The organism is Nocardia salmonicida (assembly GCF_036142455.1).
GTDB lineage: Bacteria > Actinomycetota > Actinomycetes > Mycobacteriales > Mycobacteriaceae > Nocardia > Nocardia salmonicida.
The window spans coordinates 840,062-861,920 of record NZ_CP108014.1; the positions used below are offsets into that span (position 1 = coordinate 840,062).

The following is a 21,859-nucleotide window of genomic DNA, read 5'->3' on the forward strand; positions in this document are numbered from 1 at the left end:
AGAGGCTCGTGCCGCTCCCGGCGAGGGACAGCGCGAGCAAACGGGGTGGTACCGCGGTACGGCGCACCGGCGCCGACATCGTCCCCGTGCCCACATTCCGCGCTCACGGCGCGGCGGCACGAGGAGCAATCCGCGATGGCGGACGAGACAACTACCGGTAGCGCATACCCCCGGGTCGATTTCGGCGCGGCTTCGGGCGCGACGTTCCCGGAGCTCGAAACCCAGGTGCTCGACTACTGGGCCCGCGACGACACCTTCCGCGCCAGCATCGACAACCGCGACGGTGAGGGTGAGTTCGTCTTCTACGACGGGCCCCCCTTCGCCAACGGCCTGCCACACTACGGCCACCTGCTGACCGGCTACGTCAAAGACCTGATCCCGCGCTTCCAGACCATGCGCGGCAAGTTGGTCGACCGCCGCTTCGGCTGGGACACCCACGGCCTGCCCGCCGAGATCGAAGCCGAGAAGCAGCTCGGCATCACCGACAAGGCTCAGATCGACGAGATGGGGCTGGCCGAGTTCAACGCCGCCTGTAAGTCGTCGGTGCTGCGCTACACCGGTGAATGGCGCGACTACGTCACCCGCCAGGCCCGCTGGGTCGACTTCGACAACGACTACAAGACCCTCGACCTCGACTTCATGGAGTCGGTCATGTGGGCGTTCAAGTCGCTGCACGAGAAGGGCCTGATCTACCAGGGCTTCCGGGTGCTGCCCTACAGCTGGTACGAGCAGACGCCCCTGTCGAACCAGGAGACCCGCCTCGACGACGCGTACAAGATGCGTCAGGACCCGGCGGTCACCGTCGACATGCGCCTGTCCGTCCCCGCCGAGCACCCCTTCGCCGCGCTGGACGGCGCGAACGCGCTGATCTGGACCACCACGCCGTGGACCCTCCCGTCCAACCTCGCGATCGCGGTGCACCCCGACGTGCGCTATGTGCACGTGCGCGGCGCCGACGACAAGCGCTATCTGCTCGCCGCCGAACGTCTGTCGCACTACAGCCGCGAACTGGGCGAGGAGCCGGAGGTGCTCGGCGAGTACGACGGCGCGGCGCTGGCCGACCTGTCCTACGCCCCGCCGTTCGACTTCTTCGTCGGCCACCCGAACTCGCACCGCGTGCTCACCGCCGACTACGTCACCACCGACTCCGGCACCGGAATCGTCCACCTCGCACCGGCTTTCGGTGAAGAGGACATGGACGTCGCCTCGGCCAACGGCATCGAGATCGTCCAGCCACTCGATCCGGCGGGCAAGTTCACCTCGATGGTGCCGCCGTACGAGGGCTTGATGGTGTTCGACGCCAACCCGGTGATCATCAAGGACCTCAAGGCGGCCGGAAAGCTGCTGCGGCACGAGACGATCGAGCACTCCTACCCGCACAGCTGGCGCTCCGGTCAGCCGCTGATCTACATGGCCGTGCCGTCGTGGTTCGTCGCGGTCACCAAGTTCCGCGATCGGATGGTCGAGCTCAACCAGCAGATCAGCTGGGTGCCCGAGCACATCCGCGACGGCCAGTTCGGCAAGTGGCTCGAAGGCGCGCGCGACTGGAACATCAGCCGAAACCGCTACTGGGGCAGCCCGATCCCGGTCTGGGTCTCCGACGACCCGGCCTACCCGCGCGTGGACGTCTACGGATCGCTGGACCAGCTCGAAGCCGACTTCGGCGTGCGCCCCACCGACCTGCACCGTCCGCACATCGACGACCTCACCCGACCCAATCCCGATGACCCGACCGGGAACTCGACCATGCGCCGGGTCCCCGAGGTGCTCGACTGCTGGTTCGAATCGGGCTCGATGCCCTACGCCCAGGTGCACTACCCGTTCGAGAACAAGGAGTGGTTCGACAGCCACTTCCCCGGCGATTTCATCGTCGAATACAACGGGCAGACGCGTGGCTGGTTCTACACGCTGCACGTGCTCTCGACCGCGCTCTTCGACTCGCCGTCGTTCAAAACGGTGGCCGCGCACGGCATCGTGCTCGGTGACGACGGTCTGAAGATGTCGAAGTCGAAGGGCAACTACCCCGACGTCAACGAGGTCTTCGACCGCGACGGCTCCGATGCCATGCGCTGGTTCCTGATGAGCTCGCCGATCCTGCGTGGCGGCAACCTCATCGTCACCGAGCGCGGCATCCGCGAAGGGGTGAGCCACGCGATGCGGCCGCTGTGGAACGCGTGGACGTTCCTGCAGCTCTACGCCTCGAAGCCCGGCGTATGGCGCACGGATTCGCCGAACGTGCTCGACCGCTACATCCTCGCCAAGCTCGCGGTCACCCGCGACGTGGTCACCGAGGCGCTGGAGACCTACGACATCGCCGGTGCCGCCGACGAGTTGCGTGGGTTCGCCGACGCGCTCACCAATTGGTATGTGCGCCGGTCGCGTTCGCGGTTCTGGTCCGAGGACCGCGACGCGGTCGACACCCTGCACACGGTGCTGGAAGTGGTCACCCGCCTCGCGGCGCCGCTGCTGCCGCTCATCACCGAGGTCATCTGGCGTGGGCTCACCGGCGAGCGCTCGGTGCACCTCACCGACTGGCCGACCGAGACCGAGCTGCCGCACGATCCCGAACTCGTCGCCGCGATGGACGAGGTGCGGGTGGTCTGCTCCACCGTGCTGAGTCTGCGCAAGGCGCAGAACCTGCGGGTGCGGCTGCCCCTGGCCGAGGTCACCATCGCCGCGGCCGATGCCGAGCGGCTCGCGCCGTTCACCGAGCTGATCGCCGACGAGGTCAACGTCAAGAAGGTCGACCTGACCACCGACGTCTCCGCGCACGGCCGGTTCGAGCTGGTCGTCAACGCGCGCGCCGCGGGCCCGCGCATCGGCAAGCAGGTCCAGACGGTGATCAAGGCCGTCAAGGCGGGGGAGTGGAGCGAATCCGCCGACGGTGTCGTCACCGCCGCCGGAATCACCCTGCTGCCGGAGGAGTACACCCAGCGTTTGGTGGCCGCCGAACCCGAGTCCACCGCCGCCCTGCCCGGCAATGCCGGCCTGGTGGTGCTGAACTCGGTGGTCACCGAGGAGCTCGAGGCCGAGGGCTGGGCCCGTGACCTGATCCGCGACCTGCAGGAAACCCGCAAGTCGCAGGGTCTGGAGGTGTCCGACCGGATCAGCGTGGTCCTGGATGTGCCCGCCGAACGGGCGGAGTGGGCCGCGACCCACCGCGACCTGATCGCCGGGGAAATCCTCGCGACCGCACTGACCTTCGGTGACGCCGGTGCCGATGCCGCCGAGATCACGGGCGGCGTGAAGGTGTCGGTCGCGAAGGTCTAGTACTTCGAGACAGCGAAAGGGCGGGACCTGCTGGTCCCGCCCTTTTTCGCGTGAACGCGGTTACTCGACAACCAGTTCCACCGGGATATTGCCCCGAGTGGCGTTGGAGTACGGGCACACCTGGTGGGTGGCCTCGATGAGCTGGTTCCCCTGCTCGTTGTGCAGGTGCTCCGGCAGTTCCACGCGCAGCACGACCGAGAGTCCGAACCGGCCGCCTTCCAGGGGGTTCAGGCCGACCTCGGCGGTCACCGAGGCGTCGTCGGCGTCGAGCTTCATCCGCTTGGCGACCAACTGCAGCGCACTGGCGAAACAGGCCGAGTAACCCGCCGCGAAGAGCTGCTCCGGGTTGGTGCCCGCGCCGTCGCCGCCCATCTCCTTGGGCCGGGCGAGGGTCAGATCGAGGACGCCGTCATCGGTGTAGGAACGGCCGTCGCGGCCGACCGAGGTTGCGATTGCGGTGTAGAGGGGTGCCATGTTTGTCCTCCTAGACAGACTTGTCTGTTCGCTTGTGATCTCAGAGTAGACAGACCTGTCTGGTATCGTCAAGAGGAAGCGCTGATTCCCGGAAAGGACACAGGTCAGGCGATGAGTGCGGCTCGTGAACGTCTACTCGACACGGCAACCCGGTTGTTCTATACCGAGGGCGTCCACATGGTGGGCATCGACCGGATCATCGCCGAGGCCGGCATCGCCAAGGCCACGTTCTATCGCCACTTCAAGACCAAAGAAGACCTGGTGGTCGCCTATTTGCAGCGCGAATACGCCCGCCAGCGCGCCGCGCTGGAATCGGTGCAGGGCGAAGGCTTCGCCACCATTACCACCATCTTCGACACCCTCAGTGACATCAGCTGCGGCCCCGGCTTCCGTGGCTGCCCCTTTCTCAATGCCGCCGTCGAATTTCCCGACCCGCGACACCCGGTGCGTCGCGTCGTCGACGATTACCGCACCTGGTTTCGCGAACTGATGGCCGAACACCTCCGTGCGGGCGGCCACTCCGCCCCCGACGACGCGGCCCGCGCCCTGCTGCTCACCCGCGACGGCGTCACCATCAGCGGCGGCGTCGGTGACAGCGATACGGTGCGCGCCGGTATCCGTGCGGCATTGACCCACATCGCCTGAGCGTTCTCAAAAATATGCTGGAAAGTTGCTGAAGTTGATGACATCGGCGAGCCCGTCCGGCACAATCGTGATGTTGCTGCTGATGCGCATGGAACCGCTGAGGCGACAGTGACTGCTCGTGATGATTGTCCTGTGGAAACGGTGCCGCGCCGCTGATGGCGACATCTCGGCGCGACACCGGATCAGTGGGTGGCCCACCCGAGGATCAGGCGATGCCGCCCGATAGCCGACCAGCCGGAAGATCGACTCCCGGCCGTGAGGAAGGGCGCACATGATGCGAAAAATCCTGAGACGGTTGGCCTTCGGCTTCGTCGCCACCGTCACCACGACAGCAACCCTCGCCGGTCCCGCTCTTTCGCAGCCCGGTAGCTCGTCGGGCTCGGGCTCGTCGGGATCATCGTCGGGGAGTTCCAGTGGCTCCGGCATGATTCCGCTGCCGAGCGCCACCGGTATCGGCGCACTCACCGCCGCCATGACCCAGCTCGGCAAACCCTACGAGTGGGGCGCCATGGGCCCGCACTCCTGGGACTGCTCGGCGCTGGTCCAGTGGGCATTCCGGCAGGTCGGCGTCACCCTGCCGCGTACTACCTGGGAGCAGGCGAAGGTCGGCCTCCCGGTGACCTTCGGCGGGCTGGCGCCCGGCGACGTCGTCATCCTCAACGGCGACGGCTCCCATGTCGGCATCTACGCGGGCATGGGCCAGATCCTCGACGCCCACGACTGGGGCGTCCCGGTCGGCCTGCACCCGCTGCGCGAATTCGATATCTTCGCGATTCGCCGGTTCTAGTTCTCGTCCACCAGCTGACGCAACAACGGGCCGTATTCGGGATGGGCCAGGGCCGAGGCGAACTGGGCCACCAGGTAGTCGGCCGGGTTGCCGGTGTCGTACCAGCGGCCCTGGATCACCTGGCCGTACACCGCGTGCTCGGCGGCGTAGTTGTTGATCGCGTCGGTGAGGTACACCTCGCCGGTCTGGTGGGTGTACCAGTTCTCGGTCTGGGTACGCAGCTCGTCGATGATGCCCGGCGTCACGACATACCCACCGATCGCCGCGAAGGCCGACGGCGCGTCTTCGGGCTTGGGCTTCTCCATCAGGCCGGAGATGCGCAGCAGTCCGTCGTCGAGGTCCTCGCGCACCACCGGCACGCCGTAGCGTTGCGATTCACCCGGCGCCATCGGCAGCAGGGCCAACACGGGGCACCCCGTCGATTCGTAGGCGGTGATCAGCTGCTGGGCGCGCGGTACCTCGGCGACGAACACGTCGTCGGGCCACAACACCAGCATCGGTTCGTCGCCGAGGTGGCGCGCCGCGTTGAGCACCGGCGTGCCGTTGCCGTACGGGCCGTGCTGGTCGAGGTAGGTGATGTGACCCTCGCGGGAGAGCTCGCCCACCTCCTCCACGGCATCGGCGTAGGCGGACTTGCCGTCGGCGCGCAGCTGCGCCACCAGCGCCGGATTCGGCCGGAAGTGATCCTGGATCAGCGACTTGCCGCTGCTCACGACGATGGTGATGTCGGTGATCCCGGAGGCCACCAGCTCACGCACCGTGTGCTCGATAACCGGTTTGTCCCCGACCGGCAGCATCTCCTTCGGCGTCGCTTTGGTCAGCGGAAGCAGCCGGGAGCCGATGCCCGCCGCCGGAATGACAGCCTTGCGGATCTTCATCTCCCGATCATCACATATTCGGCTGTGTCATCTGTGTGCGACGGCTGGCAATGTCCTCGAGGAATTTGTCGGTCGCCCGGCGTAGATTGCGCCTCGTGAGCATCCACACCCCTGCCGCCGGGGCTCCGGCCAGGCCCGATGCGGCGGTCACCGCCCGTCGCTGGGTGCTGCACATCGATATGGACGCCTTCTTCGCCTCGGTAGAACAATTGACCAGACCCACCCTGCGCGGGCGCCCGGTCCTTGTCGGCGGGGCCACTCAGCGCGGTGTCGTCGCGGGGGCCAGCTACGAGGCCCGGGTCTACGGCGCGCGCTCGGCCATGCCGATGCATCAGGCCCGGCGCCTGATCGGCGTGTCGGCGGTGGTCGTGCCGCCGCGTGGCGCGCTGTACTCGGTGCTGAGCGCGCGGGTGTTCGACGCGTTGCGCAGCTGTGTTCCGGTGCTCGAGACGCTGTCGTTCGACGAGGCCTTCGCCGAACCGGCCGAGTTGGCGGGCGCGAGTGTCGCGCAGGTCGAGGACTACTGCGCGATGCTGCGCGCTCTGGTGCGGGCGCAGACCGGGCTCACCGCCTCGATCGGCGCGGCGACCGGGAAACAACTCGCCAAAATCGGCTCCGGCCTGGCCAAACCCGATGGTATGCGGGTTATTTCACCCTCGGAACAGGGCGAGCTACTGGCCGCGCTGCCGGTGCGCAAACTGTGGGGGATCGGTCCGGTGGCCGAGGCGAGGCTGCGCAGCCTCGGCATCGAGACGGTCGGCGCGTTCGCCGCGCTGCCGGAGTCGGAGGCCGTCTCCACCCTCGGCGGCAGCATGGGCGCCGCCCTGCACCGGCTCGCGCGCGGAATCGACGACCGCCCGGTCACCGAACGCGCCGAGGCCAAGCAGATCAGTGCCGAGAACACCTACGAGCGCGACATCGTCACCATGGCCGACCTGCGCGCCGCCGTCACGGCGATGGCCGCGTCGGCGCATCGCAGGCTCGAACGCGACGGCCGCGCCGCCCGCACCGTGGTCCTCAAACTCAAGAAGTCGGATATGGGCATCGTGACCAGGTCGTTCACCCTGCCCTACGCCACCGCGGATCTGACCACCCTGGCCGCGGCCGCGCAACGCTCGGCGATCGATCCCGCCGAGCTCGGCCCGATCCGCCTCGTCGGTGTCGGTTACGGCGGACTGTCGCTGGTGCGCCAGGAATCGCTGTTCCCCGAACTGGATCAGGCGGTACCCGCCGATGTCGGCACAGTCGAGGACCCGCCACCGCCGTTGCCGGAGGGGCAGCCGAATCTGCCTGTGGGACTGTGGTTTCCGGGGATGGACGTGAATCATCCGGAATTCGGGCACGGCTGGGTGCAGGGTGCGGGGTACGGCGTGGTGACCGTGCGTTTCGAGACCAGTTCGACAGGCCCCGGCGCGGCGCGTACCTTTCCTGCCGACGACACGGGGCTGACACGGGCCGATCCGCTCGCCAGTCTCACGTGAGCGAGTAGCCTCGGCTACCGCGATGGAACCACTCCCACCTCGAACGCAAAGGACGAGCAGTTGAAGCTTCGTACGACCGGACGTGTAGCGATCGCCGGACTGGCCGTGGTCGCCGCCCTCGGCCTGAGCGCGTGCAGCGACGACAAGGGTGACAAGCCCGCCGCCAAGGTCACCAGCAGCGCGAAGGCTTCGGCCTCGGCGGCAGCGAACCTGCCTCCCGTGCCGACCGTGGAGCAGCTCAACGAGCAGCTCACCACCGCGCTGGATCCGGCGGTCCCCAACGATCAGAAGCTGGACTTCGTGCAGGGCGGCGAAGCCGATCCCGAGCTGCCGAACCGCTTGGCCCAGGCCGCCTCGGACGCCAGTGTTCAGGTGCAGGTCACCGAGGTGACCTCCTTCGGTGACAGCGTCAACGCCAAGGCCAACTTCACCGTGAACGGTCAGACCAATGTCGTCGACGTGCCGTTCGTGGCCGAGGACGGCAAGTGGAAGGTCCAGAAGTCGTGGGCCTGCGGCATGATGACCAACCTGGGTCAGACCTCGGTCGCCTGCCCCTGATCTTCCGCGCTCGAGCCCCGTTCGGATGTTTCCGAACGGGGCTTTTGCGTGTGAGTCGAGACGGTGTTTCGCCTGCTGTCGGTGGCGCGGCTACTATCGGGCCCCGTGGTAGAGACGATCGTGCGGCAGGGGCATCCGCCCAAGGATGTTTCGGGGCCCGCGCGACGTGCTCGCCCGGGGTGGGCGCGCATCGTCGCGATCGTCGCGGGACTGATCGGCATTCTCAGCGCCGCGGTGATCCCGTTCCTGCCCGTGCGGGTCGATGCCGCCACGGTGTCGTGGCCCCAGCAGGGTTCGCCCGCCGCGGTCGAATCCCCGCTCGTCGCCTACGCGCCCGCCGCGCTGTCGGCGACGGTGCCGTGCGCCGCGTTGAGTTCCCTGGCCGGAACCGGCGGTGTCGCTGTCTCCACCGTGCCGCGACAGTCGGCCGACATGGAGAAGTACGGCTTCGTCGTGAAGGTGGTCGCCGATACCGCCGAACGCCCCGGCCGCGTGGACGTGGTCTCGCGCTCGACCCTGGTGTGGACGGCCCCGCTCGCCGACGTGCTGGACCGATCCTGCGCGCTGACGATCGCGATCACTCCGCAGGAATCCACGGTCACCACAACCGGTCTCGGTGACGGCGCCGCCGTGGCCGCCGATCTGCGTCCGCAGGTCGTGGGCGTGTTCAGTGAGCTGACCGGCGCCGCCCCCGCGGACCTCGCGGTGCGCGTCGACGTCGATGCCCGCTACACGTCGTCCCCGACCTGGCTCAAGCTGGCCGCGATCGTGCTGTGCCTGCTGGCAACGGCGGTGTCGCTGTTCGCCCTGCACCGCCTCGACGCCCTCGACGGCCGCTCCGCGCGCCGGTTCCTGCCGCAACGCTGGTGGCGGCTGCGCCCGGTCGACTGGCTGGTGTTCTCGGTACTGGTCGTCTGGCATTTCATCGGCGCCAACACCTCCGACGACGGTTACATCCTCGGCATGGCGAGGGGTGCGCGCAGTTCGGGCAACATGTCCAACTACTACCGCTGGTTCAGTGTCGACGAGGGCCCGTTCTATACCCCCTACGTCGACATCATCGGTTGGCTCACCCACATCTCCGCGGTCAGCCCGCTGGTTCGGCTGCCCGCTCTCGGCGCGGGCGTGCTCACCTGGTGGTTGATCAGCCGCGAAGTGCTGCCGCGACTCGGCGTGGCCGTGCGCCGCGAACGCGTCGCCACCTGGACCGCGGCCTTCGTATTCCTCGCCTTCTGGCTGCCCTACAACAATGGTCTGCGCGCGGAATTCGTTGTCGCGCTGGGCGTTCTGGTCACCTGGGTCTCGGTCGAACGAGCGATCGCGACCCGGCGGCTCGTGCCGTTCGCCGTCGCGGTGATCGTGGCCGCGTTCACCCTCACGGGCGCACCCTCTGGCCTGATCTGCCTCGGCGCGCTGGTGGCCGGTGCGCGCGTGGTCACCGCGATCATCGTGCGGCGGTCGAAGTCGGTGGGCTATGCGGCGCAGTTGCTGCCGATCCTGGCCGCGGGCGCGGTGGTGGTCACCGTCGTCTTCGCGGACCGGACCTTCGCCGGCGTGCGGGAGATGTTCGCCGTGCACAGCGTGATCGGGCCGGGGGAATCCTGGTTCTTCGAATTCCTGCGCTACCAGTATCTGCTCCAGCTCAACGCCGACGGCTGGCTGACCAGGCGATTCGGTGTCTTCGTGATGCTGATCGGCCTGATCGTCTGCACCGCGGTCATGCTGCGGCGCGGCGGCCACATCCCCGGCACCGCGGTCGGCCCGGTCCGGCGCATGCTGGGCATCACCCTCGCCGCCATGGTGCTGATGATGTTCTCGCCGACGAAGTGGACCCACCAGTTCGGCGTGTTCGCGGGACTGGCCACCTGCGTCGCCGCGGTCACGGCGGTCGCGGTGAGTTCGGACGTCCTGCGGCCGTTGCGCAATCGTGCGCTGTTCGCCGCGGGCATCTTCTTCACCCTCGCCATGACCTGGGTCGGCGCCAACGGGTACTGGTACGTCTCCTCGTGGGGCATCCCCTGGTGGGACAAGCCGCCCACCGTCGCAGGCTACGGCGTCTCGACCGTGTTCGTCGGCCTGACCCTGCTGGCGCTCGCGGTGGCGGCGTGGTTCCACGTCCACCCGAATCCCAACCCGAAGGCCGAGGTGGGCAGGTTCGCCGGGACGCCCGTCCTCGCTGTCGCCGCCGCGATGATGGTGCTGTTCGAAGTGGCCTCCTTCGCCAAGGCCACCGTCGCCCAGTACCCCGCGTACTCCCTCGCCGGCGCCAACCTCTCCGCGGCCTTCGCCGGCGGGTGTGGCATGGCCGACGAAGTTCTCGTCGAAACCGACCCGAACGCCTCGATGCTCGCGCCGCTGTCCGGTGACCTGACCACCACGATGATCGGCACCGACTCGACCGGCTTCCGGGCCGACGGCGTCGCGCCGGTGCTCACCTCAGACGAGGTGGAATCGACCACCGGCCAAGCGAATTCGGTGTCCGACGATCCCGACAAGCTGCGGGACGCCTCGACTTCGGCGGGCTCGGAATCGCGGCAGGGCTCGTTGCAACTGCCGTTCGGTCTCGACCCCGCGACCACCCCCGTCCTCGGTAGCTACCGCTCCGGCGCCCAGGAACCCGCCGCGCTGACAACGGGCTGGTTCCGCCTGCCGGACGGCCCGCGCGGCCCGCTGCTGGCGATGTCGGTGGCAGGCCGGATCCGCTCGGTCGACGCCGACGGGATCGTCCACCCCGGCCAGGAACTGGCCGTCGAGTACGGCACCGCCGCGGCCGACGGCACCGTCACCGTGACCGGCCAGATCGCGCCGACCGATATCGGCCCCGCGCCGATGTGGCGCAACTTGCGGGTCCCGATGGATCAGCTGCCCTCGGACACGAGCGTCGTCCGCCTGGTCGCCGCCGACAGGGATCTCGGCGCCGACCAGTGGCTGGCGCTCACCCCGCCACGCATGCCGCAGACCACCACGCTCAGCGCGGTCGTCGGCCGCTCCGCCCCGGTCCTGCTGGATTGGGCTGTGGGACTGCACTTCCCGTGCCAGAACCAGATGCCGACCTACAACGGCATCGCCGAGCTCCCCGAATACCGCATCCTGCCCGACCGCAACGGCGCCACCATCACCAACCTGTGGCAGGGCCACGACGGTGGTGGCCCGCTCGGCTGGACTCAGCTCCTCTTCACCGCCCGCACCCTGCCGACGTATCTGAACAACGACTGGGACCGGGACTGGGGCTCCCTCGAGCAGTACCTGCCCCTCGATACCACCGCCGGCCCCGCGAAGGTCACGGTCGACTCCGAAAACCGTTGGGGCACCTGGACGCCCGGTCCGATCATCACCGCCTGGTAGCCGGTGGCCGTGGTGAGCGGCTGCCCCGCGTCAGCGGGAGTTGGTGGCGATCCGCAGGGCCAGATCGGGAAGGTCGGCGCCGGTGAGGCCGGGGTACCCGTGGAGGAGGCCGCGCCAGCGGGCGGGGACGGCCGAGGCGCCCCAGCGGGCGCCGAGGAGGCCGCCCGCGATGGCCGCGGTGGTGTCGGTGTCGTTTCCGGCGCGGACACACATCTCCAAGGCGAGCGGAAGGTGTTCGGGCGTCGACTGGTCGGTGCTCGTGATCGCCCACCACGCGGTCTGGAGCGCGTGCACGACCCAGCCGTTGTTCGGGAAGTCGGCGGGCGTGCCCTTCTCCGCTTCGTCGAGACGGTCGGTCCAGTACGCGGATTGTGGTGAGCCGTCGATGTATTCGCGAACCCCGTCGAAATCGGCGTTCAGGACGGCATGCCGGATCGCGTAGGTCCACAGCTTGCACGCCTCGACGGCGTTCTCGTCGTGGTGCGTGAGCAACCCGACCCGGCCCGCTGCCGCGATGCAGGCCGCGGCGTCGTCGAGATAGGCCAGCGCGACCGGCGCGGTCCGCATCAGCGAGCCGTTTCCGCCGGTTCGGCCGGTGAGCGACATCGCCACGGCCTGCATGTCCAGCGCGGAGGAAGGCCTGGCGGACAACACGTTTCGCGTCTGGTTCCCGATGTCCGGCGGCTTCGAGTCGTACCAGGAGACGAACCCGGCCGCGACCGCGTCGAGATCGATTCCCGGCCCACTGGACGCGGCTACCGCCACGGCGACGGCCATCGACGTATCGTCGGTCCACTCGCCCGGCGCCCAGTCGAATACCCCGCCGCCGATCATGTCGATCACCGTGTCCGGCCCCGGATGAGTGAACTCGTAGCCCGCCCCCAGTGCATCACCGGCGGCGGTACCGACCAGCACGCCGGCGACCCGATCCGAGTACCCCGCATCGTGCACAGAATCCACCCCTCTCGGGTGTGTCCGCTATCCGATTGTCCGCTCGACAAGCCTACCGGTCGGCTTGTGATCCACCGGCGATGCACGCCGGGGTGACACCGAATCGAGCTTCCGGTGTGACACCGATTCGGGCTAGCGCGTGGTCGCGTCTGCCGTCTCGGCCACCGAGAGCTGCCTGGTGCGGCGCGCCCGCAGCAGGGCGTCGGTGGTGAACACCGCCAGCGCCGTCCAGATCAAGGCGAATCCGACCCAGCGGGAGGCGGGCATGGGTTCGTGCATGACCGCCACGCCCCAGGCCATCTGCAGGGCGGGGGTGAGGTATTGCAGGATGCCCATGGTCGAGAGCGGGACCCGCTTGGCCGCGACGGCGAACAGCAGCAGCGGTAGCAGCGTGACCGGCCCGGTGGCCAGCATGAGACCGAAATGGGCAGGGCTGGAGGTCATCTCACTGCGGCCGGTGGCTATCAGGACGATCAGAAAGGCCAGCGCGAAAGGCACGGCGACAATGCCCTCGGCCGCGATCCCGGGCAGCGCGTCGAGCCGGATCACTTTCTTCACCAGCCCGTAGGCGGCGAACGAGCAGGCCAGGATCAGCGCGATCACCGGCGGTCTGCCGTAGTCGACGGTCAGCACCACCACCGCCAGCGCGCCCAGCCCCAACGCCACACACTGCGCCCGGGTGAGCCGCTCCCGGAACAACAACACGCCGATGGCGACGGTGACCAGCGGATTGATGAAGTAACCGAGCGCGCATTCCACGATGTGCCCGGTGGTGACGCCGAAGACGTACACGCCCCAGTTCAGCGACAGGGCCGCCGACGCCGCGGCCGCCAGACGCCAGGTCCTGGCATCGATCCCGCGCAAGTTCCCCAGTCGCCCTGTCAGCGTGAGCACGAGCAGCACCACGGCCAGCGTCCAGACGATCCGCTGCGCCACCACTTCGGCAGGTGAGGCGAACGACAGCAGCCCGAAGAAGGCGGCGAACGAACCCCAGATGAGGTAGGCCCCCGCACCGAAAACCACGCCGGGCGGGGAGGAGCTGCGCTGCATTCATCCCATGTTACGACCGGCTAATCTGGCGAGCATGTCCATATCCGTGCAGGAACCCGCGGCCGCCGGGCTCACCGCAGCACAGGTCGATGAGCGTCGCCGCGACGGGCGCACCAACGACGTCCCGGCCAGGGCGAGTCGTTCGGTCGCCGAGATCGTTCGCGCGAATGTCTTCACCCGTATCAATGCCATTCTCGGTGTGCTGTTCCTGCTCGTTCTGTCGACGGGCTCGATCATCGACGGCATGTTCGGGCTGCTCATCGTGGCCAACAGCGCGGTCGGCATCATCCAGGAGGTCAGGGCCAAGCGGACCCTGGACGAGCTGGCGATCGTCAGCCAGGCCAAGCCGACCGTGCGCCGCGACGGCCTCGCCCAGCAGGTCGCGCCCGGCGAGGTGGTCCTGGACGATCTGATCGAGCTCGGTCCCGGCGATCAGATCGTGGTCGACGGCGAGGTCGAAGAGGCCGCCGCGCTCGAGATCGACGAGTCGCTGCTGACCGGTGAGGCCGACCCGATCCACAAGGGCGTCGGCGCGCCGGTGATGTCGGGCAGCTTCGTGGTGTCGGGCTCGGGCGCCTACCGCGCGACCAAGGTCGGCAAGGACGCCTACGCCGCGAAATTGGCGGAGGAAGCCAGCAAGTTCACGCTGGTGCACTCCGAATTGCGTTCGGGTATCGACAAAATCCTGAAATTCATCACCTACCTGCTCATTCCGGCCGGTCTGCTCAGCATCTACAACCAGCTGGTCTCCAGCGGGGAATCGTGGCGACCCGCCGTGACCGGGATGGTCGCCGCGCTGGTGCCGATGGTTCCCGAGGGCCTGGTGCTGATGACCTCGATCGCCTTCGCGGTCGGTGTGGTGCGTCTGGGCAAACGCAAGTGCCTGGTCCAGGAACTGCCCGCGATCGAGGGCCTGGCCCGCGTCGACGTGGTGTGCGCGGACAAGACCGGCACCCTCACCGAGAACGGCATGCGCCTGGCTCAGGTCGAACCGCTCGGCACGTTCGACGAGGCACAGGTGAAGACCGCACTGGCCGCGCTCGCCGGCGACGACCCGCGCCCCAATGCCAGCGTGCAGGCTATCGCCGAAGCGCTGCCCGACTCGCCCGGCTGGTCGCAGACCGCCATCGCGCCGTTCTCCTCGGCCAAGAAGTGGAGCGGCATTTCCTATGGCGCCCACGGGGATTGGCTGCTCGGCGCCGCCGACGTGCTGCTCGATTCCGGCTCCGCCGACGCCGCCCATGCCGAGCAGCTCGGCTCGTCGGGCCTGCGTGTGCTGCTGCTGGCACGCAGCGACCGCCCGGTCGACGCCGACGACGCGCCCGGCCGGGTCGAGCCCGCCGCCCTGGTGGTGCTCGAGCAGAAGGTGCGCCCAGACGCCAAGGAGACCCTGGAATACTTTGCGAGCCAGCAGGTCTCGATCAAGGTGATCTCCGGCGACAACGCCGTGTCCGTCGGCGCGGTCGCCTCCTCACTCGACCTGCCCGGCGGTGACCACGCGGTCGACGCGCGCACCCTGCCCGACGATCCGGCCGCGCTCGCCGACATCCTCGATCACGAAACCACCTTCGGCCGGGTCCGTCCCGACCAGAAACGCGCCATGGTCGGCGCCTTGCAGTCGCGTGGGCACACCGTCGCCATGACCGGTGACGGCGTCAACGACGTGCTGGCGCTCAAGGATGCCGATATCGGCGTCGCGATGGGCGCCGGCAGCCCGGCCACCCGCGCGGTGGCGCAGATCGTGTTGCTGGACAACAAGTTCGCGACCCTGCCGTACGTGGTGGGGGAGGGCCGCCGGGTGATCGGCAATATCGAGCGCGTCTCGAACCTGTTCCTCACCAAGACCGTGTACTCGGTGTTGCTGGCCTTCCTCGTCGGCATCGCGGGCGTCGGTTCGCAGATCTTCGGCTACGACCCCATCGGGTATCCGTTCCTGCCGCGCCACGTCACCATCGCGGCCTGGTTCACCATCGGCATCCCGGCCTTCGTGCTCTCGCTGGCGCCCAACAACGAGCGCGCCCGCACCGGCTTCGTCGGCCGGGTGATGCGCCTCGCCGTGCCGTCGGGCGTGGTGATCGGCATCGCGACGTTCGTTTCTTACCTCATCGCCTACGCCGGACCGGAAGCCTCGGAGACGCAGAAGGTGCAGGCGGGCACCACCGCGCTGATCACGCTGATCATGATCGCGGTGTGGGTGCTCGTGCTGGTGGCGCGGCCGTATGTGTGGTGGAAGGTCGTGCTGATCGCGGTCTCCGTACTCGCCTACGTCGCGCTGTTCACCATCCCGTTCACCCGCGAGTTCTTCAAACTCGACCCGTCCAATCCGCGGCTGACGCTGGCCGCGGTGGTGTGCGGTGCGATCGGCATCGTGCTGGTCGAGCTGGCATGGTGGGTGCAGGCTCGGCGCTCCGGCGGTGCGGGCAAGCTCTTTCCTCCGGTGGGTGCGCAGGGAGCGTGAGGAGTAGCTGACCCTGCCGTAACCGATTCCAGAACCCTTGTGCCGGACCGACATTCGGTGTTGGAGTACCTTTGCCGGTTATGGAGGTAACGCTGTCGCGCCGTCTCGGGACCACCCGATGACCCCCGACGAACTGGACGATCTTTTTTCCGATCTCATCGTGGCTATCGACCGGCTCGATGCCGGTGCGCTCGAAGTGATGGCGGATGCCTACGACCAGGCCGGCGATGTGGACCGGGCACGCACGCTGTGGGAGCTGGCCGATTCGCGCCGTGCCGGCGATCGGCCGTAGGTGGCCGACCGGGGTGCTACTCGGTCGGAACCGGGCCGTCGTCGGGGGTCGGGGTGACGGTATCGGTGCTGCCCGGCAGCAACGGGCTCACCGCGAACCGGCCCGCGACGGCGTCGGCCGGTAGCGCCTGCACCGCACGGACTCCGGATCGTGTTGCGAGGTCACGTAATTGGGGCAGCGTGCCGCGCACGACGATGCCCGCCGTGCACGCGCAGCCCGCCCGCAGGCGCGACTCGGTGAGATGGGCGATCTCGGCGCTGCGCTGATCGCGGAACTGTTGTGCCGCGACCAGACCCGCTGCCGCCTCGCCGGATTTCACCGCGGGCTCGTCGCCGGCCGGAGTGGCGACCGTGATCACCGGTGTCTGCACCCGATCGACCGGCACGTGCTGGATCACCCCGGAGACCCGCAACCCTTCGGCCGTAGCCGGAATCTGTTGGGGCGTCAGGTATTCGGAGAACGACACCAGCGCCCAGTGCTGGTCGGCGCCGTCACCGCCGAGCGAGGCCAGCGCGTCGTCGAGGTAGTGCTGAACCTGCTCGCCGGGTGCGGGTCCGAGCCGGTCGGTCGCCACCGCCGACGCGGGCGGCGGCTCGCGGAACGCGACGACCAGCAGGATCAGCGCACCGATCGTCGCGATCCCGTAGATGACGGCATTGCGTAGGGAGAGTCGGTGGTCGTCCGAATCGCCGTCGTCGGCCGGTGATCCCGGCTCGGCGGGCATGTTCCCGAGCGTTTCCGAGGAGGTGGGTGCGCTGTCGTCCACCGGTGCTCGCGCCGGTTCGGCGGGCGGTTCCCCGCGGTCGTCCGGCGCCGGGTCCGGCGCCGGCTCGGACGACCGCGGGTCGTCAGGCATTGCGTAGTACGTCCAAGGCGCCCGCTAGGTCGGCGGGGTACTCGCTGGTGATCTCGAGCCAGCGGCCGTCGGCGGGATGATGGAAGCCGAGCTGACGTGCGTGCAGCCACTGCCGTTCCAGGCCGAGGCGTTTGGCCAGCGTCGGGTCGGCGCCGTAGGTGAGGTCACCCGCGCAGGGGTGGCGCACCGCCGAGAAGTGCACCCGGATCTGGTGCGTGCGGCCCGTTTCGAGGTGGACGTCGAGCAGACTGGCCGCCTGGAACGCCTCGATGGTGTCGTAGTGGGTGACGCTGGGCCTGCCGTCGCCGGTCACCGCGAACTTCCAGGCATTGCCCCGCGCGCGCCCGATCGGCGCGTCGATGGTGCCGCTGCTCGGATCGGGGTGTCCCTGCACGAGTGCATGGTATTGCTTGTCGACCGTGCGTTCCTTGAAGGCGCGCTTGAGCATCGTGTAAGCGTGTTCGGATTGTGCCACCACCATCACACCGGAGGTGCCCACATCGAGCCGGTGCACGATGCCCTGCCGTTCGTGCGCGCCCGAGGTGGAGATGCGATAACCCATCGCCGCCAGGCCGCCGACCACGGTCGGTCCGGTCCAGCCGACGCCGGAGTGCGCGGCGACGCCGATCGGCTTGTCCACGGCGACGATGTCGTCGTCGGCGTAGAGAATGTTCATCCCGTCGACCGGGGCGGCCTCGACCGTCAGTTCGCGCTTGGGTTCGGGGAAGATCACTTCCAGCCACGCGCCCGCGGTGAGCCGGTCGGACTTACCCGCGGCGACCCCGTCGATCTGCACCGAGCCGTCCTCGGTCAGCGCCACGACCGCGGTCCGCGAGAGGCCGAGCAGGCGGGCGAGTCCCGCGTCCACCCGCATCCCGTCGAGTCCATCGGGGACGGGCATGGTTCTGGTTTCTCTCATACGGTCTCCTCGGTGTGTTTGCGACCGCTGCGGGTGCCGTCCGGTTCGAAACCGAACACGGTGAGCGCGACCAGCAGGATCGCCCCGCACACGATGGCCGAGTCGGCGACGTTGAAGACCGGCCACCAGCCGATGGCGACGAAGTCGACCACATGGCCCTGCAGCGGGCCTGGGTATCGGAAGATCCGGTCGACCAGGTTGCCCAGCGCCCCACCCAGCACCATGCCGAGGCCGATGGCCCACCACAGCGAACGCAGGGTGCGCCCGATCCGGATCACGCCGATCACCACCGCGGCGGCGATCAGGGTGAGCAGCCAGGTCATGCCGGTCGCCATCGAGAACGCCGCGCCCGGGTTGCGCACCAGGGTGAACCGCGCGAAATCGCCGATGATCGGCACCGATTCGCCCGGGTCGATGAAGGCGACCGCGAGGCATTTGGTCAGCAGGTCGAGCCCGAACAGGACGACGGCGATGATCAGCAGCGTCGTCAAACGGCGGCGACCAGCGGGTTTCGCCGTGTCGGCGGCCTCGGGTGTGGCAGCGGCCGAGGGGGTGGCTGAGTCGTCGCCGGTCTCGGGGACGGCAGCGTTGTCGGTGGGCCGGTCTTCACTCACGCGTCCATCATTCCCTAGTGGTGATCTGGCCTGCGCCGCGGTGCCGAGGAGTCCCAGGTGTTACTCAGGAAGCGGTCGTACCCTGATGGCTGTGACGGTGTTGTCTAGATCTCGCGTACCCCGCATCGCGCGCCCCGGGGTGTTACTGGTGGCGCTCGTGCTCGGGTTCGCGACCTTCGGCGCCGGGTGCGCCGATCGCTCGGCCCCTGCCGCGGAGGTGGACGGCACCGAGCCGCTCGGCATCGGCAAGGAAGTCACCGTGCCGATCTCGGCCGCGGTCACCACGATGGTCTCGCCCGGCGAGGAGCCGCGCGATCTGCTGCGACCGCGCTACGCGGTGGGCACCACTCAGGAAGTGACGCTGCGCACCGACTACCGGATCCAGCAGCAGGTCAACGATCAGCCCTCCCGCGACTTCTCGCCCGCCGCGCTGACCATCCCGATGACCGCGCGCGCGGGCAGCGACGGCGTCGACCTCACCGTCGGCGCGGTCACCACCCCCGACCCCGCGCTCAACAAGGCGTTCACTTCGGCCGACGGTTCACACGCCGGTTTGGGGATGAGCGACTTCGGCGCGATCACCGAGCTGCGCATGGCCCCGTCGCCGGATACCCCGAATACCGCGCGGGCCGCGCTCGAACAGGCCTTCTACCAGGCTGTGTATCAGTCGATCGCGTTCCCGGACCAGCCCGTTGGGGTCGGTGCGGTGTGGACGGTGCATCAGACGATCACCGGCGGGGTCACCCTGGACCAGATCACCACGGCCACGCTCACCAGCCGGGAGGGCGACCGGCTCACCATCGATCTGCAGGTGAATCAGACGCCCACCGACACTGTGTGGGAGCTGCCCAACGACGCGGGTGAGCTCGACATCGACGGCTACGTGATGGAAGGCGTCGGCTCGATCACCATCGATCTCGGTATGCCGCTGCCGGTTTCGGGTTCCATCGAGATCGGTGGCCAGCAGACCTATCGGGACGCGCGCAGCGTGAGCACCCTGGTGCAGACGCAGTCGACCCGCGTTTCCTGGACGGAATGATGCGAGCAGGTGCGCTGCGCGTCGGCGCGGCTGTTTCGGCCTGTGTCGGGTTGGCCGCGGTCGCGGGCTGTGGGTCAGACGACGCGGCGGATTCGCCGGGATCGGGTCCGTTCTCCGCCCCTGTCACGGCCGCCCCCGGAACCGGGGCTGTCGTTCGCGATGCGGCGCAGTTGTCGGCCGGTCTGCTCGCCGCTACGGATCTGCCCGGTGATTTCGCGGTGGTGCCGCCGCGCGGTGACGCCGCCGAGCCTGCGGTACCGCCTGCGGCGCTCACGGATCCGCCGGACTGTGGGCGTCTGCTCTCGCCGATCGCGCAGCAGTGGCCGGGGTCGGCGGCCGCCGCGTCGGTGCAGTTCGCGGGGCCCAGCTTCGCCACCATCGACATCGACGCCGCGAGCTACCCGGACACGGCGCTGGCCCCGGCGTTCGACGCGCTCCAAGCCCAGCCCCGGCGCTGTACCAGCTACTCCGGTGACGACGCGGGCGTGCGGATCGAGTATCGAACCAGCGCGCTCGCGCAGCCGCCGGTGGGCGACGCCGACTCGGCGTTCACCCTGACCGCGACGAGCGACGGGCTCACCCTCACCTCGGCGACATCACTGGTCCAGGTGGGCAACACGCTGGTTCAGGTGGTCGTCACCGCGCCGGAAGTCGTCGACCCCGGCGTGCTCTCCGATCTCACCGCGGCGCAGGTGCGCAAGCTCCGCGGCTGAAACCGGTTCGGGCTCACGCCGAGACGGCGAGTTTCCCGCCGAGGTGGCCGAGATAGCCACGGACGTCGTCGGCGGCCTTGTCTGGAAGACCGAAGACGACCTCGGTGACGCCGAGGTCGGCCCAGCGAGCGAGTTGCTCGCCGTCGTGACGACCCGCCAGCGCGATCACCCTCGGGGTACCGTCACGACCCGCGTCCTTCCAGACACGGTGCAGCAGTTCGACTTTGGCACCGAGGTCGCCTTCGGTCGGGGTGGTGATCCAACCGTCCGCGTTGGCCGCGAGCCAACCGAACGATTTCTCGGTACCGCCCGCGCCGAGCAGCACCGGGACCCCGGCGCGCACCGGCTTGGGCCAGGACCAGCTCGCTCCGAACTTCACGAAGTCGCCGGAGAACTCGGCTTCCTCCTGCGACCACAGTGCCCGCATCGCGTCGAGGTTCTCGCGCAACACCGTGCGTCGCTTGTTCGCGGGAACGCCGTGATGGGCGAGTTCGTCGGTGTTCCAACCGAATCCGACCCCCAGCTCCACCCGGCCACCGGACAGGTGATCCAGGGAGGCGATGGTCTTGGCGAGGGTGATCGGATGGTGTTCGGCGGGCAGCGCCACCGCCGTCGACAACGTGATCCGCTCGGTGACCGCGGCGGCGGTGGCCAACGCGACCCACGGGTCGAGGGTGCGCAGGTACCGGTCGTCGGGGAGCGAGGAGTCCCCGGTCTGCGGATGGGCCGCGGCGCGTACGACCGGGATATGGGTGTGCTCGGGGACGTAGAACGCGTCGAATCCGGCGTCCTCGGCGGCCTTGGCCGCATCGGCGGGCGTGATGCCCCGGTCACTGGTGAACAACACAACCCCGTAGCGCACGTCCCGGCCCTCCGACTTCGACAGCAAAACTGAAACAGGTTCTACAACCTGAACCCAGTTCTACATGAGTAGAACCAGTTCTACTAGTCCTGATCTCAGTGGCAGGCCGAGCAGGTGATGGCCTTTCCCCGATCAGGCGAGGGGAATACGCTGGTTCCGTCCGAGCATCACTCTCGACACGGAGGTATCCGATGTCTGATGTTTCCCCCTTTCCTGACGGTTATCCGCGGATCTGTCCCGGGCTGGCGTGCGCGGGAGCGGCCGCCGCGATCGACTTCTATGCCGCGATCTTCGGCGCGACCGTGCGGATGAAGATGGATGGGCCTGGCGGCACCGTCGTCCACAGTGAACTGCTCGTCGGCGACTCGGTGCTCATGGTCGGCGACCCGGTCCCCGAGATCGGCTTCGTCGACCCGAAGTCCGTCGGGGGCTCCCCGGTGAACCTGATGGTCTACGTTCCCGACGCCGATGCCGCCTTCGCCGCGGCGCTCACCGCGGGCGCCACCGCGACCACCCCCATGACCGACCAGTTCTACGGCGACCGCAGCGGCGCCTTCGAAGATCCGTGGGGTCACCGCTGGACGGTGGCCACCCACATCGAAGACGTCTCGCCGGAAGAAATGGAACGGCGCATGTCCGAGATGATGGAGGCCGCCGGCTGATCGTC

General features: G+C 68.6%; 20 protein-coding genes. 11 read left to right on the forward strand and 9 right to left on the reverse strand.

Annotated features, from left to right (window positions below):
* Positions 1 to 135 precede the first annotated feature (135 nt).
* Positions 136 to 3,270: an isoleucine--tRNA ligase gene (gene ileS, locus OHS03_RS04165; protein WP_328660907.1), complete on the forward strand. Its 3,135-nt coding sequence runs from the start codon at positions 136 to 138 to the stop codon at positions 3,268 to 3,270.
* 60 nt (positions 3,271 to 3,330) lie between these two features.
* On the opposite strand, the gene OHS03_RS04170 is transcribed toward ileS, so the two are convergent.
* Positions 3,331 to 3,744, reverse strand: coding sequence for an organic hydroperoxide resistance protein (locus OHS03_RS04170; protein ID WP_056816423.1), 414 nt, complete (start codon positions 3,742 to 3,744; stop codon positions 3,331 to 3,333).
* A 111-nt stretch (positions 3,745 to 3,855) separates the two neighbouring features.
* On the opposite strand from OHS03_RS04170, the gene OHS03_RS04175 reads away from it, so the two are divergent.
* Entirely contained in the window at positions 3,856 to 4,389 is a 534-nt protein-coding gene (locus OHS03_RS04175; protein WP_328660909.1) for a TetR/AcrR family transcriptional regulator, read from the forward strand.
* Positions 4,390 to 4,395: 6 nt separating this feature from the next.
* Here the strand turns inward: OHS03_RS04175 and OHS03_RS04180 are convergent, their stop codons facing one another.
* Entirely contained in the window at positions 4,396 to 4,815 is a 420-nt protein-coding gene (locus OHS03_RS04180; protein WP_328660911.1) for a hypothetical protein, read from the reverse strand.
* Between OHS03_RS04180 and OHS03_RS04185 the strand changes: the two genes are divergently transcribed.
* The gene (locus OHS03_RS04185) at positions 4,814 to 5,176 is read left to right on the forward strand and encodes an NlpC/P60 family protein (protein ID WP_328660913.1); all 363 of its coding nucleotides are present in this window, start codon (positions 4,814 to 4,816) and stop codon (positions 5,174 to 5,176) included. The two genes, OHS03_RS04180 and OHS03_RS04185, sit on opposite strands and share 2 nt — an antisense overlap.
* Here the strand turns inward: OHS03_RS04185 and OHS03_RS04190 are convergent.
* Positions 5,173 to 6,054 carry a UTP--glucose-1-phosphate uridylyltransferase gene (locus tag OHS03_RS04190; RefSeq protein WP_328660915.1) on the reverse strand — a complete coding sequence of 294 codons (882 nt, stop codon included), beginning with the start codon at positions 6,052 to 6,054 and terminating at the stop codon, positions 5,173 to 5,175. The genes OHS03_RS04185 and OHS03_RS04190 overlap by 4 nt on opposite strands.
* A 179-nt stretch (positions 6,055 to 6,233) precedes the next feature.
* Here OHS03_RS04190 and OHS03_RS04195 point away from each other — a divergent pair, with 179 nt between their 5' ends.
* The 3 genes from OHS03_RS04195 (at position 6,234) to OHS03_RS04205 (ending at position 11,438) form a co-directional block, all read left to right on the forward strand.
* Entirely contained in the window at positions 6,234 to 7,535 is a 1,302-nt protein-coding gene (locus OHS03_RS04195) for a DNA polymerase IV (protein WP_407942498.1), read from the forward strand.
* A 60-nt stretch (positions 7,536 to 7,595) separates the two neighbouring features.
* Positions 7,596 to 8,093 carry a WKL family lipoprotein gene (locus tag OHS03_RS04200; RefSeq protein WP_056816407.1) on the forward strand — a complete coding sequence of 166 codons (498 nt, stop codon included), beginning with the start codon at positions 7,596 to 7,598 and terminating at the stop codon, positions 8,091 to 8,093.
* A 105-nt stretch (positions 8,094 to 8,198) separates the two neighbouring features.
* The gene (locus tag OHS03_RS04205) at positions 8,199 to 11,438 is read left to right on the forward strand and encodes an arabinosyltransferase domain-containing protein (protein WP_328660918.1); all 3,240 of its coding nucleotides are present in this window, start codon (positions 8,199 to 8,201) and stop codon (positions 11,436 to 11,438) included.
* Positions 11,439 to 11,468: 30 nt separating this feature from the next.
* Here OHS03_RS04205 and OHS03_RS04210 read toward each other — a convergent pair whose 3' ends face one another.
* Both OHS03_RS04210 and rarD read right to left on the reverse strand, forming a co-directional pair.
* Complete coding sequence (locus tag OHS03_RS04210; RefSeq protein WP_328660920.1) at positions 11,469 to 12,398, reverse strand: ADP-ribosylglycohydrolase family protein; 930 nt, start codon at positions 12,396 to 12,398, stop codon at positions 11,469 to 11,471.
* Positions 12,399 to 12,521: 123 nt separating this feature from the next.
* Positions 12,522 to 13,439: an EamA family transporter RarD gene (rarD, locus tag OHS03_RS04215; protein ID WP_328660922.1), complete on the reverse strand. Its 918-nt coding sequence runs from the start codon at positions 13,437 to 13,439 to the stop codon at positions 12,522 to 12,524.
* A 34-nt stretch (positions 13,440 to 13,473) separates the two neighbouring features.
* Between rarD and OHS03_RS04220 the strand changes: the two genes are divergently transcribed.
* Positions 13,474 to 15,897, forward strand: a complete 2,424-nt coding sequence (locus OHS03_RS04220; protein ID WP_328660924.1) for a cation-translocating P-type ATPase — start codon at positions 13,474 to 13,476, stop codon at positions 15,895 to 15,897.
* Positions 15,898 to 16,015: 118 nt separating this feature from the next.
* The gene (locus OHS03_RS04225; protein ID WP_328660925.1) at positions 16,016 to 16,189 is read left to right on the forward strand and encodes a hypothetical protein; all 174 of its coding nucleotides are present in this window, start codon (positions 16,016 to 16,018) and stop codon (positions 16,187 to 16,189) included.
* A 16-nt stretch (positions 16,190 to 16,205) separates the two neighbouring features.
* Here OHS03_RS04225 and OHS03_RS04230 read toward each other — a convergent pair whose 3' ends face one another.
* The 3 genes from OHS03_RS04230 to lspA are packed head-to-tail and all read right to left on the reverse strand — an operon-like array spanning position 16,206 to position 18,578.
* Positions 16,206 to 17,045, reverse strand: coding sequence for a hypothetical protein (locus tag OHS03_RS04230; RefSeq protein WP_328660927.1), 840 nt, complete (start codon positions 17,043 to 17,045; stop codon positions 16,206 to 16,208).
* A complete protein-coding gene (locus OHS03_RS04235) occupies positions 17,038 to 17,964 on the reverse strand; it encodes an RluA family pseudouridine synthase (RefSeq protein ID WP_062988582.1) in 927 nt (308 codons plus the stop codon). The genes OHS03_RS04230 and OHS03_RS04235 overlap by 8 nt, the downstream gene beginning before the upstream one ends.
* Complete coding sequence (gene lspA / locus OHS03_RS04240; protein WP_328660929.1) at positions 17,961 to 18,578, reverse strand: signal peptidase II; 618 nt, start codon at positions 18,576 to 18,578, stop codon at positions 17,961 to 17,963. Before lspA ends, OHS03_RS04235 begins: the two co-directional genes overlap by 4 nt.
* An 85-nt stretch (positions 18,579 to 18,663) precedes the next feature.
* On the opposite strand from lspA, the gene OHS03_RS04245 reads away from it, so the two are divergent.
* Together OHS03_RS04245 and OHS03_RS04250 are read left to right on the forward strand one after the other, a co-directional pair.
* On the forward strand, positions 18,664 to 19,617 hold the full coding sequence (locus tag OHS03_RS04245; protein ID WP_056816393.1) for a hypothetical protein: 954 nt from the start codon (positions 18,664 to 18,666) through the stop codon (positions 19,615 to 19,617).
* The gene (locus tag OHS03_RS04250) at positions 19,614 to 20,330 is read left to right on the forward strand and encodes a hypothetical protein (RefSeq protein ID WP_328660931.1); all 717 of its coding nucleotides are present in this window, start codon (positions 19,614 to 19,616) and stop codon (positions 20,328 to 20,330) included. Before OHS03_RS04245 ends, OHS03_RS04250 begins: the two co-directional genes overlap by 4 nt.
* 13 nt (positions 20,331 to 20,343) lie before the next feature.
* Here OHS03_RS04250 and OHS03_RS04255 read toward each other — a convergent pair whose 3' ends face one another.
* Entirely contained in the window at positions 20,344 to 21,192 is an 849-nt protein-coding gene (locus tag OHS03_RS04255; protein WP_328660932.1) for a TIGR03619 family F420-dependent LLM class oxidoreductase, read from the reverse strand.
* Positions 21,193 to 21,383: 191 nt separating this feature from the next.
* Here OHS03_RS04255 and OHS03_RS04260 point away from each other — a divergent pair, with 191 nt between their 5' ends.
* Positions 21,384 to 21,854, forward strand: a complete 471-nt coding sequence (locus OHS03_RS04260) for a VOC family protein (RefSeq protein ID WP_328660934.1) — start codon at positions 21,384 to 21,386, stop codon at positions 21,852 to 21,854.
* Positions 21,855 to 21,859 lie beyond the last annotated feature (5 nt).

What these genes read in the sequence shown, in the direction of transcription:
- ileS (WP_328660907.1), top strand. Translation starts at nt 136, where the DNA reads ATGGCGGACGAGACAACTACCGGTAGCGCATACCCCCGGGTCGATTTC.
- OHS03_RS04170 (WP_056816423.1), bottom strand. Translation starts at nt 3,744, where the DNA reads ATGGCACCCCTCTACACCGCAATCGCAACCTCGGTCGGCCGCGACGGC.
- OHS03_RS04175 (WP_328660909.1), top strand. Translation starts at nt 3,856, where the DNA reads ATGAGTGCGGCTCGTGAACGTCTACTCGACACGGCAACCCGGTTGTTC.
- OHS03_RS04185 (WP_328660913.1), top strand. Translation starts at nt 4,814, where the DNA reads ATGATTCCGCTGCCGAGCGCCACCGGTATCGGCGCACTCACCGCCGCC.
- OHS03_RS04180 (WP_328660911.1), bottom strand. Translation starts at nt 4,815, where the DNA reads ATGCCGGAGCCACTGGAACTCCCCGACGATGATCCCGACGAGCCCGAG.
- OHS03_RS04190 (WP_328660915.1), bottom strand. Translation starts at nt 6,054, where the DNA reads ATGAAGATCCGCAAGGCTGTCATTCCGGCGGCGGGCATCGGCTCCCGG.
- OHS03_RS04195 (WP_407942498.1), top strand. Translation starts at nt 6,234, where the DNA reads ATGGACGCCTTCTTCGCCTCGGTAGAACAATTGACCAGACCCACCCTG.
- rarD (WP_328660922.1), bottom strand. Translation starts at nt 13,439, where the DNA reads ATGCAGCGCAGCTCCTCCCCGCCCGGCGTGGTTTTCGGTGCGGGGGCC.
- OHS03_RS04220 (WP_328660924.1), top strand. Translation starts at nt 13,474, where the DNA reads ATGTCCATATCCGTGCAGGAACCCGCGGCCGCCGGGCTCACCGCAGCA.
- OHS03_RS04225 (WP_328660925.1), top strand. Translation starts at nt 16,016, where the DNA reads ATGACCCCCGACGAACTGGACGATCTTTTTTCCGATCTCATCGTGGCT.
- OHS03_RS04230 (WP_328660927.1), bottom strand. Translation starts at nt 17,045, where the DNA reads ATGCCTGACGACCCGCGGTCGTCCGAGCCGGCGCCGGACCCGGCGCCG.
- OHS03_RS04235 (WP_062988582.1), bottom strand. Translation starts at nt 17,964, where the DNA reads ATGAGAGAAACCAGAACCATGCCCGTCCCCGATGGACTCGACGGGATG.
- OHS03_RS04245 (WP_056816393.1), top strand. Translation starts at nt 18,664, where the DNA reads ATGGCTGTGACGGTGTTGTCTAGATCTCGCGTACCCCGCATCGCGCGC.
- OHS03_RS04250 (WP_328660931.1), top strand. Translation starts at nt 19,614, where the DNA reads ATGATGCGAGCAGGTGCGCTGCGCGTCGGCGCGGCTGTTTCGGCCTGT.
- OHS03_RS04260 (WP_328660934.1), top strand. Translation starts at nt 21,384, where the DNA reads ATGTCTGATGTTTCCCCCTTTCCTGACGGTTATCCGCGGATCTGTCCC.